The organism is Myroides sp. LoEW2-1, assembly GCF_009767705.1.
Lineage (GTDB): Bacteria > Bacteroidota > Bacteroidia > Flavobacteriales > Flavobacteriaceae > Flavobacterium > Flavobacterium album_A.
On sequence record NZ_WSPP01000107.1, the window covers coordinates 1 to 14,712 of the forward strand.

The following is a 14,712-nucleotide window of genomic DNA, read 5'->3' on the forward strand; positions in this document are numbered from 1 at the left end:
AGAACATTACAGATTTATATCCTCATAACTATAAAACATTAAACTCAAACGTTGTAGAAGAATAATTATATCTCACAAGATGTACTTGCTCGGGTGCATACATTCCTTTCATAGTTTACAAATAAGCCTTAAGGGAAAGGCTTATTTAACTCCCTATCCTATGGTAACTTTGCCATTTATACTGTATGTAATTTACTTTGAAACAAGTGCCTTACATCGATCTGATTTTGAAAACCATACCTCAACTATGGGGCACTGACCAAACGTATATTCGAGATAGCATAAGTACCTTTGCTTCTGCCTTAGTAAGTTCGTTTGTTTGCAACCGTAAACTACCTTCCTTTATCAGCATTAAAACTCCTCTCCCTTACCAACCAATAAAGCACTGATCGTTTTATAGCTATAAACCGAAGTATCCACTAATGCTCTTTAATGATATCATAGATGCAGTCTTTCTTTAGAGTTCTTTTAAGTGGAAATCACCATAGACCTCTAAACCTACCATTTGAACAATAATAAAATGCTATACTAAACAAATAGGCCTGGTTAGCTTTAGCACTTGGGAGCTCTCAACTATCAGACAATAGCCTTGTGATATATTCTTCATAACAAGGCATAACACTATCCCTTTCTAACAAAACATACAATCACTTTTATCCACAAAAAAAGGGTGGCCTCTAAACGAAACCACCCAAAGTAAAAATCGATTACTTTATAACTAACTTTAACTTTTTCTCTACTACAGCAGTTACTCTATAGCAAAGTAATAATAACTAACCTTAAATATAACTTTATAACAACCCTAGTTAGTAATCGATAGCTACACGTTGTTCTACAACAGATTTTATAAAAGAAACAACCTTCAAATGTTCAGGATGTTTCGCATAAATATCCAAATCTTCAAAGTTTTCAAACTTCGTAAAAAGCATTACATCGCAATTGCCTGCATCTGCTTCTGGTAGATTAAACTCTACTCTAATTTCGTTCAACTGAACTATCTTATCTTTAAGTGCTAATAACTGTTCTCTCATCTCAAGTTTATTAGCTTCCTTATTCTCTGCTTTCAATTTCCACATTACAATATGTGTCACCATGATGATATCATTTTTAAAATTACGTGTACTAAAGATAAAAACTCCTTTTCGATATTCTACTTCTTTAGCTTATCTTTAATTCGATTGGCCTCTTTAATAAACTTGCCCAGTTGTTCGGTATCACGTTGTTCTAAATAATTTCTAAACGAACTCAACTTATCCAAATAAATATCTAAAATAGGTAATATATGATCCGCATTCTGTTCAAATATAGGTAGCCACATATCTACGGAACTCTTTGCAAGTCGAACGGTAGAAGCAAATCCCCCTGCGGCAAGATTAAATATTGCCGTGTCATCTTTCTCTTTATCCAACACCGCTACAGCAAGTGCATAGGAGATAGCATGCGACAAATGAGATACATATCCCACATGTTCATCATGAGAATGAGCATCCATTAGTATCAAACGCATATCCAAATGATAATACATCTCTGAAATTACATTTAATGCTTTAGGATTTGATTTCTCTGGATCGCAGATAATTGCGACTCTATCTTTAAACAATCCCTTAAATGCTGCCTCAGGTCCGCTAAACTCAGTTCCAGACATTGGATGTGTTGCTACAAAATTACCGCGATTGGCATGATTGGCCACCGCATCAGACAACATTGATTTTGTCGAACCAACATCTAACACAAACTTGTCCTCTGAAATCCTATCCAGGACATAAGGAACCAATTCAACTGTTGCATTTACAGGAGTTGCTAATACAATAATATCAGAACGTGAAATTAAATTATCTAAGTCGACTGCTTCGTCAATAATCTTTAATTCTAATGCCTTTTTTAAGTTAGTATCTGATAAATCACTACCAATAATTTTAGATGCAAATCCTTTTTCCTTTAAATCTAAAACCATGGATCCCCCAATCAATCCAACACCAACTAATCCAATTACTTTTGCCATACTTTCTTTTTATCCCACAAACTTATATAAATAAGTTTATACCAATCAATAGTTTAATTACAACATTGATGAAGGGCAAACAAATTTTGTTTTTGGCAATAAAGATTCATTTCGAATAACATTAAACCCACCTACTACATCAACAATATTTTTTATTCCGTACTTATACAACAATGAAGCTGCTATCATACTTCTGTATCCTCCTGCACAATAGACAATCAACAAATCCTGCTTTGAAACTTCACTTACTCTATCTTCCAGTTGATTCAAAGGAAGGTTTATAGAGTTTTCAAGATGTTCGGCATTATACTCATTGATTTTCCTAACATCAAATAAAACAGCTTTACTCTTTTCTTTTAGTGCGTCTAATTCCTTCGCTTCTATGCGCTTAATTTTTTCAACAGGCAAATTAGCAGACTTCCACGTATCAAAACCACCTTCTAAATAACCAATTGTATTGTCGTATCCTACACGTGACAAACGAATCATACTTTCCTCCTCACTTCCTTTCTCTGTGATGAGTACAATTTTTTGTTTGATATCTTTGATCATCTCTCCTACCCAGACAGCAAATGGCCCTTTCAATCCTATATTCAAACTATTTGGAATAAATCCTTCCGAGAAAGTCTGAGCATCTCTTGTATCGAGAACTAATATTTCTTTGTCGTTCAATAGGCCTTTAAACTCCTCTAATTTGATTGGTTTATTGGCGCGATCTAAAAGGTTATCCAAATTTTCATAACCCTGAATATTCATCAAGACATTATTTGGGAAATATTGTGGCGGAGTAGCTAAGCCCGTTAATAATTCTTTGACAAACTCATCTTCTGTCATATCAGCACGCAAAGCATAATTCGTTTTCTTTTGATTGCCCAATGTATCAGTCGTCTCCTTACTCATGTTTTTCCCACATGCAGAACCCGCACCGTGATTAGGATAGACAATTAAATTATCTGGTAAAGGCATAATTTTGGTGCGCAATGACTGAAATAAATGTCGAGCCAATATTTCCTCAGTAATCTCAGATTTTACTAACTGTACTAAATCAGGTCTTCCCACATCGCCAATGAACAGTGTATCCCCCGTAATAATTGCGTGTTTCTCTCCTTTTTCATCATAAACCAGATACGTACTACTCTCCATAGTATGACCTGGAGTATGTAAAACCTGCACTTTTATTTTTCCAATCTCAAATACTTGATTATCCTCAGCAACAATAGCATCATACCCAGGCTGTGCAGTAGGTCCAAAGACAATTTTAGCTCCTGTTTTCTTCACTAAATCTAAATGACCACTAACAAAATCTGCATGAAAATGTGTCTCAAAAACAAATTTAATCTTAGCTCCGTCTGCATCTGCTCTATCAATATATGGTTGAACATCTCTCAATGGATCAAAAATTGCCGCTTCTCCTTCACTTTCTAAATAATATGCAGCGTGTGCAATACAACCAGTATATATCTGTTCTATTTTCATATAATCAAAATTTACACAAGTAAAATTATCACAGTAATTGTTAAATAAATATGACATATATCAGTCAACAAATTATTTTAGAATCCCGTTTTGTAAAAAATCCAAATACACTGTGAAATATCGTTAAAAATGAGAGAAAGAGAATAATATTTCATAATTTAACGCATAAACTAACAATTATGACAAAGTATAAATTCGCATCACTTCAAGAATTACAAGAAAAAGGCCACAACATTCACAGATTGCCTTTCTCTATTCGTATTCTATTAGAGAATGTTTTGCGTAATCACGATGGATATGTGATTACAGACGAACATTTAGACACATTAATAAACTGGGATCCTAAGGGGACAGATAAAGACATTCCCTTTAAACCTGCGAGAGTTTTAATGCAAGACTTTACAGGGGTTCCTGCAGTAGTAGATATTGCATCGTTAAGAGATGAGTTCATCAGACAAGGTAAGGACGGAAACAAAATCAACCCAGCGATACCCGTTGATTTAGTTATAGACCACTCTGTACAAGTAGATTATTACGGAACTGACTACGCCTACCAAAATAACGTTGAAAAAGAGTACGAACGCAATTCAGAGCGATATGAATTGCTAAAGTGGGCTCAAAAAGAACTAAACAACTTTACTGTAGTACCTCCAGGTATGGGTATTTGTCACCAAGTGAACTTAGAATACTTAGCAAAAGGAATCATCGAGCGCGATGGATGGGCCTTCCCTGACACATTAGTAGGTACTGATTCACATACTCCGATGGTTAACGGTATTGGTGTGATTGCCTGGGGAGTTGGAGGTATAGAGGCTGAAGCAGCAATGTTAGGACAACCTATCTACTTTACTTGTCCAGAAGTTATTGGGTTAAAACTAACAGGAAAAATACCACAAGGAGCAACTGCAACAGATATGGTGTTATCCATTACAAAGTTATTGCGTCAACATGGCGTTGTAGGAAAATTCGTAGAGGTATTTGGCGATGGACTAGACAATCTTTCTGTAACGGATAGAGCTACTATTTCAAATATGTCTCCAGAGTTTGGATGTACTGTAACCTATTTCCCAATTGATGATCGTACGCTTGACTATATGCGCGCAACCAACAGAGAAGAAAAACAAGTACAATTAGTAGAAGAATATTGTAAAAACAATATGCTTTGGAGAACAGGAAAAGAAAACATTGAATACACTACTGTCTTAGAATTAGATCTAAATACACTGGAGCCAACGGTATCAGGCCCGAAACGTCCTCAAGATAAAATATTGGCAAAAGACTTAGGCAAATCATTCTCTACTCTATTACAAGATGAATATAAACGTACTTATGTAACGACAAAAGAGAGAAGAGAACACGCTTGGTTATCTGAAGGAGGATCAGGTACAGAATTTCAATATGAAGAAAGAAAAGAAAGTAACCAGCAAGTTGAAGTAGTACAAGACAGCCTTCGCTCTGTACGCATCAAACAAAAAAACAAAGAATATGTTCTCAGTGATGGAAGTATCGTTATAGCAGCTATCACGAGTTGTACGAATACATCAAATCCAGAAGTAATGATTGGGGCAGGTCTTGTAGCGCGTAAAGCCATACAAAGAGGGCTAAGAACCAAATCTTGGGTAAAAACAAGTTTGGCGCCAGGATCAAAAGTGGTGACCCAATACCTTCAACGCTCTGGATTATTGGAAGACTTAGAAGCACTGAGATTCCACACTGTGGGTTATGGGTGTACTTCTTGTATAGGTAACAGTGGACCTTTGCCATTACCTGTTGCTGAAGCAGTCAAAAAAGGAGACCTTATTGTTGCATCTGTGTTATCAGGAAACAGAAACTTCGAAGCCAGAGTTCACCCTCAAGTGAAGATGAATTTCTTAATGTCACCAATGCTTGTAGTTGCTTATGCATTAGTGGGACGAGTTGATATTGATTTAATCAATGAGCCTTTAGATTATGATCCTAATGGAGAACCTGTTTACTTAAAAGATATTTGGCCAACACATGAAGAAATTAGAGAGGTAATTAATCAATCGCTAAAACGCGAAGATTTTGATCAAGTATATAGTGTCATTTTTGACGGGGAAAAAGATTGGCAAGAACTACAAGCTCCGACAGGACAAAAATTTGATTGGGACAAAGACTCCACTTATATTAGACAAGCTCCATTCTTTGAAAACCTTCCTTCAGAATTAAAGCCTATTAGCGATATTCACAAAGCCAAAGTATTACTTTACCTTGGTGACTCAGTGACTACTGACCACATCTCTCCTGCAGGAGCCTTTAACGAAGAGTCAGCAGCAGGTAAATACTTGCTAAGTCAGGGAGTTTCACCTAAAGACTTTAACTCTTATGGCTCGCGTCGTGGAAATCACGAAGTCATGATGAGAGGAACTTTTGCAAACGTTCGCATTAAGAACAAAATTGCTCAAAGAGAAGGTGGGTACAGTACCTATTTACCAACTAATGAATCTCTGACTGTTTTTGATACGGCAATGAAGTACAAAGAAGATAACACTCCTCTAATTGTCATTGCTGGAAAAGAATACGGAAGTGGTTCATCAAGAGATTGGGCAGCAAAAGGAACTTACTTATTAGGAGTAAAAGCTGTTATTGCAGAAAGCTTTGAGCGTATTCACAGAAGTAATCTAATCGGTATGGGAATAGTACCGTTGCAGTTTTTAGAAAATCAAAATGCAGAAACATTGGGATTAACTGGTAAAGAAACGTTCACTATAACAGGATTAGAAGATGATATCAAACCACACAAAATAATAGATGTCACAGCTACATTAGAGAATGGAAAATCAATTCAATTCCAAGTAAAAGCTCGATTCGATTCACTAATAGAAATTGAGTATTACCGAAATGATGGTATTCTACAATACGTTTTGAGAGATTATCTCAAAAAGTAATACAAAGCAAAAGGCTCTTTCAATATGAAAGAGCCTTTTTTTATACAAATCCCAATTTAATTGCTTTCTGAATCAATGTTTGCGTATCAGCAACTTCGAATACTTGCTTCATTTTTGCCAATCGCTTTTTAATAGTAGGATTAGACAATGGAATGTGATTTTCCAATTCTTGTAACTTATATCCCTTTGACAAAAGAACTAAAATTGATCGATTATAATCATCATACATCATCTCTTTTCGCACAATCTCACTCAAACAATGTTTAACAATATCACTTTGATAACGTTCACCTTTTAAAACATCTTGAACAATGTCTATTAAACTTCCTGGTGAAATTTCATGCTTACTTGCCAAACCATTAGGTCGAATATTCTTGACAATCTCGTAAATGGTAATTACTTCAGTATGCCCTGTAATCATCACTGTTTTACAGCTTGGCATTACCTTATTAAGATAAAGAATAATATCTCACCCATCATTCCACTTAAAGTCAACATTACCTGGAACTGAGAAGTCTACAATTGCAATATCAAAGCTTTCTCCTTTTTCTACAGCAGTATCTATCATAGATTTTGCTGACAAACAATCGAAAGCTTTAGTAAATTTAGATGATACAAATGGGCTTCCTTCCTTACATAAGGCAAGAATATAGCCCTCCACAATTAAGGGGTGATCATCGACTAAGAAGATATTATACATTATGACAATTTTTAATTCACTATAAAGATAAATAAAACATAACAATTTATAAAATTAAGCATTTAATTAACTTTATTGACCCCATAAACATATCTCTGTTAACACCTAAATTAGCAAAACAAGGCATAAACAACTCGTTTTTAACATATTAAAAACAACAAAGACACTTCAAGCTTTTTATCTTTCTATGAAAAAATTTAATTATTTTTATAAAGCAACAAAGTCCCTTTAACAACTATAATGAGATTCTCCTACATACAAGGTATAACCTACATATTAATTATAGCTCTTTTCATTAACTGCAAAAGAGAAGCAAACAGCATCACACATCAACAGTCAGTAGAACAATTACCTCAAAAAAAATCTAATGACAGTCTTGCCAATCAAGAGATGGATAGCCTCCTTCACAAGGCCTTACGGCTAAGAAATAACGAAGAAAACAGAAATTACTCCTTAGAATTACTCAAAAAGGTAAGAAACCTTGATAATTTTCAAAGTCTAACTGCCTTTGATTCACTAAGTAATCAGTTAATATTATATTCCGAGAATAAAAGCGACTTTGAAATACAAGGACAAGTTTTTAAACTAAAGGCTCAAAAACACTATTTCGAAAATCAGTTAGATAGTACTTATCAATTTCTTGTCAAAGCAGAACAAAGTTACAATCAATTACAGGACAGCATTGAATTAGGTAGAATTTCAATTGCAAAAGCTCAGATAGTATTCGAGCACGGTATATATACGGAAAGTGAAAAGGAAATACTCAAAGGATTGCGCTTGCTAAAAAACACTAAAGATAAAACCATACTTTACAAAGCAAATCACCTTTTAGCCATTAACTTAATCGAACTCTTTGATTACTCTGAAGCTAAAAAGTACTTCGCCATTACAAAGACAATTGTCAATGAATTAAAAGACAGTAACGCAATTACACAACAAGAAGCAGAACATTATACTTCACATATAAACAACAATCTTTCTCACTTATACTACTATGAAGGAGATTTACAGAAAGCCAAAAAGTACGCTTTAAAAGGACTTTATGAATATCCTAATATTCCCAAAGAATCACGCCTATACAGCATCTTATTAACGAACCTCATCAAGGCTAAAATAGATTTGGGCGAGTTTGAAAACTTATTAGATTATATAGACGAAATTGTAGCTCTTGAAACAAAATACAACAGTAAAGGTACTTATAGTGGAGGACTTCCAAGCACTTACTTAGTAAAAGCTAAGTACTATATTCATCAAAATAATCTACCTAAAGCTCTCGAATATTGTAAGAAAGCTTATGATAGGGCAAACTATGAAAAACGATATCAGATTGCGAAAGAAGCCTTGGCCTTTATGTCGAAATACGATACCACAAATGCACAAGAACACATCAGTAAGTTTCTTGAACTAAATGATAAATTATTTAAGATTGAACGACAAAGCAAGAACAAATTTGCGCGAATTGAATTTGAAGCAGAACAATTGTCACTGCAAAATCAACAGTTAATAGCTGATAAAAAAAATATCATTCTCATCAGTAGCTTGATATTAATTGTTTTTATTGGAACAATTATCATGCTCATACTGTATATCAAAAACAAAAGCTTAAGGTATCAACATAGAAGTCAATTAGCTGATGAGAAGATTTACAAATTAATATTAGAACAAAAAGACCTCTCAGATAATGCAAAGTTTGAAGAAAGAAAAAGAATAGCAAAGGAACTACACGATGGCATTATTAATAGAATATTCACCACCAGATTCCATCTAATGCAGTTAGATGGAAACTCAAATGAAGAACAAAGAAAGCTTTTGATAAATGAATTACATGTAGCAGAAGAAGAAATAAGAACAATATCAACTATTTTAAGTCAGGAAAAATTGTCGGATCAAAATCCTTTTGATCAACTCATTGAAGACTTAATTTCAAATCAGCAAAATGCTTTTAACAGTCAATTTCACTACAATCCAGACGCAAGTATTAATTGGGATAGACTCAATAGTGAACAGAAGTTAAACGTCTATCGAATACTTCAAGAAGTATTTCAAAACATAAATAAGCATTCGAAAGCAACAGAAGTAATAGTTTCTACCATAAAACTAAGGGATGGCCGATTCCAATTAATCATAAAGGACAATGGCATTGGGTTTAATTCAAAAGATAATAGAATCTTAAGTAAAGGTACAGGCTTAAAAAATATGAAAGAAAGAGCTAAAGAGTTAGGTGCCAATCTGAAGATTACCAGTAAGCCGAATGAAGGAGTTACTATCTTATTAGATTTGGATATATATCAATAGAAAAAGGAGCTTATGAATTAGCTCCTTTTTCTATAAACACTATACTATTTTATTTTGAACAAGGTACTCAGCAATCTGAACTGTATTAGTAGCAGCACCTTTTCTTAAATTATCAGCAACTATCCACATATTAAGCGTGTTATCTTGAGTTTCATCTCGTCTAATTCGCCCCACAAACACCTCGTCTTTTCCCTCTGCATACAAAGGCATTGGATACGTATTTGTATCTGTGTTATCTTGAACAATGATTCCTGGTGTTTCATGCAATATTCGGCGAACCTCAGCTAAATCAAAACTATTCTCGAACTGAATATTTACAGATTCACTATGTCCTCCAACCACAGGGATTCTAACCGCTGTAGCTGTTACAAGAACTGTATCATCTCTTAGTATTTTCTTAGTCTCTTTTACTAACTTCATTTCCTCTTTCGTGTAGCCGTTATCTTCGAAAACATCACAATGAGGAATCGCATTTCTGTGAATTGGATAATTATAAGCCATTTCTCCTTTAATATCCTTATACTCATTCTCTAACTGTTTAACAGCTTTAACTCCTGTTCCAGTAATTGACTGATAGGTAGACACTACAACGCGCTTAATTGCATATTTTTTATGTAGTGGCGCTAAAGCCATTACAAGTTGAATAGTCGAACAATTTGGATTAGCAATGATCTTATCTTCTTTCGTTAAAACATCTGCATTAATCTCTGGTACAATAAGTTTCTTTGTAGGGTCCATTCTCCAAGCAGAGGAATTGTCTATTACAGTCGTTCCGTTTTCAGCAAACTTAGGTGCCCATTCTAAAGATGTAGTACCACCAGCAGAAAATATAGCTATTTCAGGCTTCATAGCAATTGCATCTTCCATAGACTTAATTACAAACTTTTTCCCTTTGAACTCAACTTCCTTTCCAACAGATTTCTCTGATGCTACTGGTATTAATTCCGTTACAGGAAAATTGCGCTCTGCTAAAACTTTTAGCATAATCTCTCCTACCATTCCGGTAGCCCCTACTACAGCTATTTTCATTTTTATATGTTTAATTGATTTTCACAAATTTATACAGTTTCATCCGTATTTTAAAAGCATTTCACTAAATTAAACTAGTTGCATATCTTTCATAACAAGCTGAGTCTTAACTTTTCCCTTCCACTCACTATCTTCGATACTATAAACGAAGTTAAAAAAACGCCTATTGTTGAGTTCTTCAAAGTACTTACCAAAACGAAAAGCAACCACAGGAAAAGATTGTTCTTCATTTCCCCTTTGCTTAACATAAAGGTACATATGCTCTTTATTCTTTCCAATTAAACGCTTCCCTCCCGTATCATAAATATTATTTGAAATAAACAAAGGCATTTCATTATCTGGGCCAAAGGGTTCGAACTGTCTTAAAATGCGAATTACCTTTGGCGTGAGATCAGAAAAATCAACTTCCGCATCGATGACCAATTCAGGAATCATATCTCTTTCATCTAAAGTGCGAGAGACTACTTCTTCAAATTTCTCTTTAAAGGCAGTGTAATTTTCCTTATACAATGTCAAGCCAGCAGCATACTTGTGACCTCCAAACTGAATTAAATACTCCGAACACTCTTTGATTGCTTCATAAACGTCAAAATTCTTGACAGAGCGAGCCGAAGCTGCTAAATACTCTCCACTTTCAGTAAATACAATGGTTGGTCTATAGTAGGTCTCTATTAATCGCGATGCCACAATTCCAATAACTCCTTTGTGCCATGTCGGATTATAAATTACTGTCGATTTATTAAAAACCTCTTTATTATCGACAATCATTTGCAAAGCTTGTTCTGTAATCTGTTGATCTATGTGTTTGCGCTCACTATTAATATCCATGATATACTTTGCAAGCTTAATAGCTTCAGTATAATCAGAAGTTGACAATAATTCTACCGCAAACTTTCCATGCTCTAATCTACCTGCAGCATTAATCTTCGGTGCAATCTTGAAGACAATATCGCTAATTGTAAAGGAGGATTGATCATAAGAAGATAGCAATGCGCGCAAACCTGGTCTCGGCGTTTTATTAATAACCTCTAAACCATAATAAGCCATTATTCTATTCTCTCCAGTCATCGGGACGACATCTGCTACTATTGCAGTTGCAACCAAGTCTAAATACTGAACTAAACCTTTTATATCTCTTTGTTGACTGATACTATAAGCTTGGATCAACTTAAAACCAACACCACAACCACATAGCTCTTTAAATGGATAATTACAATCAGAGCGTTTGGGATCCAATACCGCCTTAGCTTGAGGCAAAATTTCTCCAGGCAAATGATGATCACAGACAATAAAATCAATATCTAACTCCTGAGCATAAGCAATTTCATCAACAGATTTTATTCCACAGTCTATTGAAATAATTAGTTTTACATCATTTTGAGAAGCATAATCAATTCCCTGATAAGAAACACCATACCCTTCACTATATCTATCAGGGATATATGTATCGACATTAGGATAAAAACCTTTAAAAAAAGAAGCTAACATTGCAACCGAAGTTGTTCCATCTACATCATAATCACCATAGATTAAAATCTTCTCATTATTTTGAACTGCTTCCTTAATACGCACAATTGATTTGTCCATATCTTTCATCAAAAATGGATCGTGTAAAGCGTCTAAAGAAGGGCGAAAAAAGTCTTTTGCTTCGTTATAAGTACTGATACCTCTTTGAACGAGTAACTGAGCTATAATTTTATCAACTTTTAATACTTCTTGTAAATGCACAACTGCTTCGGCGATAACATCCGTTTTAAGCTTCCAACGCATTTACTATTTATTATGATAATGAATATTCGTTTCTACTTTAGCAAATTCTTTAAACATATTCATTACGCCACAATATTTCTCAATTGACATGTCAACGGCTCTTTTTAATTTTGCTTCATCAAGTTTACTTCCGTAAAAGTGATAATCTAATACAACAGTATGATAAGTTGATGGATCACTATCAGTTAACTTCCCCTCTGTTTCCATTTTAAACTCATCTACTTCCAAACGCATTTTCTTGATTAAATGTGCTATATCTAACCCACTACAGCCTGCTAAAGCAGATAACATTAATGCTTTGGGTCTAAGCCCTTTATTATCTCCACCATTCTCAGGTCCGGCATCAATTCGAATAGTATCTCCACTTGGGTTTGTAGATTCGAATTGCATATTCTCAATCCACGTTGTTGTTACTTTATGTGACATAATTTATTATCGTTTTTATCAAATGTATCAAAAAAAAGCCAATGTCTGATGCTACTTGTAACATCAGACATTGACCTTAACATATTTTAATTCAGTTATTATTTCTTTTTACCAGAAACAATCACTACTATTTCTCCTTTAGCTGGTTTGGCTTCAAAATGATTTAATACCTCGACAACTGTTCCTCTAACCGTTTCTTCATGTAGCTTAGACAATTCGCGAGAGACTGAGATTAAACGGTCTTCTCCAAAATATTCCTTAAACTCAGCTAACGTCTTATTAAGCTTATGTGGTGAAACATAGATAATCATAGTACGATCTTCTTCTGCTAAAATTAGATAACGTGTCTGTCTTCCTTTCTTATCAGGTAAAAAACCCTCAAAAACAAATTTGTCATTTGGCAAACCACTATTCACTAATGCTGGAACAAATGCAGTTGCTCCAGGTAAGCACTCCACTTCAACTCCCGCTTCAATACATGCTCTGGTTAATAAAAACCCCGGATCTGAAATAGCAGGAGTACCTGCATCAGAGATCAACGCAAATATTTCTCCAGACTGCATTCTTTTAACCAATCCCTCTACTGTCTTATGCTCGTTGTGCATATGATGACTAAACATAGGAGTTGTAATCTCAAAATGCTTTAAAAGTTTTCCACTATTACGGGTATCTTCTGCTAAAATATAATCTACTTCTTGCAAAACTTTAATGGCACGAAACGTCATATCATCAAGATTCCCAATTGGTGTTGGTACCAAATATAATTTACTCATACTATATAAATCGTTTCTCTACAATTGCGACAAAGCGCTCTTCATACTCTTCTTTTCCTTCCCAGTTATTGTATTCAGGTTTCACTAAATGTTCAATCAAGCTCATTGCTTCATCAAAATTACTAACTGTATTCAACTGTGAAAGTACTCGGTTGAAATCTTCTGCACTACCTCCAAACAAATGTTTCTCAAATGCAATCCTATCATTTAATCCTACAGATATAGACGAGTTATAGATGTCATTGATTGACTTTGATTTTGAAATACGCGGCTCTTTAACAGACATCGACTCAAGGTTAAATAACGTATTTTGACTTTGGTCCTCTTTTGCTTCTTCTTTCTCAGATTCGGTCGTTAATGAACTATCTTCATCATTTACTTGTGTAATAGCTTCTTCTGCCTTTAAAGAAGTATCATCAACTCTCTTAAAGTCTAAATCCATAAAATTAAAACCAGAGAAAGGATCCTCTTCTCTCTTCAAAGGAGAAATCGAATCATCAACAGGAACTATTCGATCTGCAACAATAGCTTCTTCTTTCACCACTTTTGGCAAATCAACCTCGACTTGAGCCTTATCTATCTCGACTTGAGAATGAATTAAATGATGAATTTCATCTTTAGTACTGATTACTTGTACTACATCTTCTTCCACCTTTAAGTCATCACCTGTAATAATAGTATTGTTATCTTCAGTCTTAGTGTTTGCAACTTCTTCTTTATTTACAACCAATTGTGGTTGATCTACAGTTACATCACTACTGACAACTTCATCTAAAGTCTCCTCTTGCTCATCCAAAAAACGATGAAGTTCGGCTTTATCTTCATTCTCCGATTCGACTATTGCAGGTCCCATAGATAGATCAGTAGAGTACTCTATCGGAAAAGTTGTAGGAATATCATCGTGAAGAATCTCAGGAGCTATCTTTTGTACAATATCAGAAATCACTTCATCCGCATTAGACAAATAACCTTCTTTCTCAGACTCTATTACGATTGGGTAATCTTCTTCTACCAAGTCAATAGGCATTTGATGGCGATCACTCTCATCTTTTTGATCAAAAGACTTGTTGGCATAATATGCGGTTAAATCAGCTTCAAATGTTTCATTTGTAGTATTTCCTTCTAAACCTTTATCATGGCAATCTTGATAGAACTGCAAGATTAATAGCTTTTCATATAAATTCTTAGCTTCAGTTAAGAGATTAGTTACATCCTTATCTTTCATCTGTAAAATGCGATGAGCAATACTGAGTAATTCTCCTTCTAAGACTTTCTTCATAACTTTTAATTTGGATTAGTAATTTCCCGAGCTTTTTTTGATAAATTTGTACT

At 34.5% G+C, this 14,712-nt stretch carries 12 protein-coding genes; 2 read left to right on the plus strand and 10 right to left on the minus strand.

Annotation, left to right across the window (positions count from 1 at the left end; translation table 11 throughout):
* Window positions 1-806: 806 nt before the first annotated feature.
* The 3 genes from GOQ24_RS07060 to GOQ24_RS07070 are packed head-to-tail and all read right to left on the minus strand — an operon-like array spanning window position 807 to window position 3,478.
* Entirely contained in the window at window positions 807-1,094 is a 288-nt protein-coding gene (locus tag GOQ24_RS07060) for a Dabb family protein (RefSeq protein WP_155090804.1), read from the minus strand.
* 56 nt (window positions 1,095-1,150) lie between these two features.
* Window positions 1,151-2,002, minus strand: a complete 852-nt coding sequence (locus GOQ24_RS07065) for a prephenate dehydrogenase (RefSeq protein WP_155090803.1) — start codon at window positions 2,000-2,002, stop codon at window positions 1,151-1,153.
* A 57-nt stretch (window positions 2,003-2,059) separates the two neighbouring features.
* On the minus strand, window positions 2,060-3,478 hold the full coding sequence (locus tag GOQ24_RS07070) for an MBL fold metallo-hydrolase (protein WP_160339392.1): 1,419 nt from the start codon (window positions 3,476-3,478) through the stop codon (window positions 2,060-2,062).
* Between the two features lie 179 nt (window positions 3,479-3,657).
* Between GOQ24_RS07070 and acnA the strand changes: the two genes are divergently transcribed.
* On the plus strand, window positions 3,658-6,387 hold the full coding sequence (gene acnA / locus GOQ24_RS07075; RefSeq protein WP_155090801.1) for an aconitate hydratase AcnA: 2,730 nt from the start codon (window positions 3,658-3,660) through the stop codon (window positions 6,385-6,387).
* Window positions 6,388-6,427: 40 nt separating this feature from the next.
* Here the strand turns inward: acnA and GOQ24_RS16630 are convergent, their stop codons facing one another.
* Together GOQ24_RS16630 and GOQ24_RS16635 are read right to left on the minus strand one after the other, a co-directional pair.
* Entirely contained in the window at window positions 6,428-6,829 is a 402-nt protein-coding gene (locus GOQ24_RS16630; RefSeq protein WP_243731255.1) for a hypothetical protein, read from the minus strand.
* Between the two features lie 27 nt (window positions 6,830-6,856).
* Complete coding sequence (locus tag GOQ24_RS16635) at window positions 6,857-7,087, minus strand: hypothetical protein (protein WP_243731256.1); 231 nt, start codon at window positions 7,085-7,087, stop codon at window positions 6,857-6,859.
* A 240-nt stretch (window positions 7,088-7,327) separates the two neighbouring features.
* Between GOQ24_RS16635 and GOQ24_RS07085 the strand changes: the two genes are divergently transcribed.
* Window positions 7,328-9,382 carry an ATP-binding protein gene (locus GOQ24_RS07085; RefSeq protein WP_155090799.1) on the plus strand — a complete coding sequence of 685 codons (2,055 nt, stop codon included), beginning with the start codon at window positions 7,328-7,330 and terminating at the stop codon, window positions 9,380-9,382.
* A 39-nt stretch (window positions 9,383-9,421) separates the two neighbouring features.
* Here GOQ24_RS07085 and GOQ24_RS07090 read toward each other — a convergent pair whose 3' ends face one another.
* The 5 genes from GOQ24_RS07090 to GOQ24_RS07110 form a co-directional block, all read right to left on the minus strand.
* Window positions 9,422-10,411: an aspartate-semialdehyde dehydrogenase gene (locus GOQ24_RS07090; protein ID WP_155090798.1), complete on the minus strand. Its 990-nt coding sequence runs from the start codon at window positions 10,409-10,411 to the stop codon at window positions 9,422-9,424.
* A gap of 69 nt (window positions 10,412-10,480) precedes the next feature.
* A complete protein-coding gene (gene recJ / locus GOQ24_RS07095; protein ID WP_155090797.1) occupies window positions 10,481-12,181 on the minus strand; it encodes a single-stranded-DNA-specific exonuclease RecJ in 1,701 nt (566 codons plus the stop codon).
* A 3-nt stretch (window positions 12,182-12,184) separates the two neighbouring features.
* Window positions 12,185-12,607: an OsmC family protein gene (locus GOQ24_RS07100; RefSeq protein WP_155090796.1), complete on the minus strand. Its 423-nt coding sequence runs from the start codon at window positions 12,605-12,607 to the stop codon at window positions 12,185-12,187.
* A 98-nt stretch (window positions 12,608-12,705) separates the two neighbouring features.
* On the minus strand, window positions 12,706-13,380 hold the full coding sequence (gene rsmI / locus GOQ24_RS07105; RefSeq protein ID WP_155090795.1) for a 16S rRNA (cytidine(1402)-2'-O)-methyltransferase: 675 nt from the start codon (window positions 13,378-13,380) through the stop codon (window positions 12,706-12,708).
* A gap of 1 nt (window position 13,381) precedes the next feature.
* Window positions 13,382-14,659 (minus strand): hypothetical protein, encoded by a 1,278-nt coding sequence (locus GOQ24_RS07110; RefSeq protein WP_155090794.1) that lies wholly within the window; start codon window positions 14,657-14,659, stop codon window positions 13,382-13,384.
* Between the last annotated feature and the right edge of the window lie 53 nt (window positions 14,660-14,712).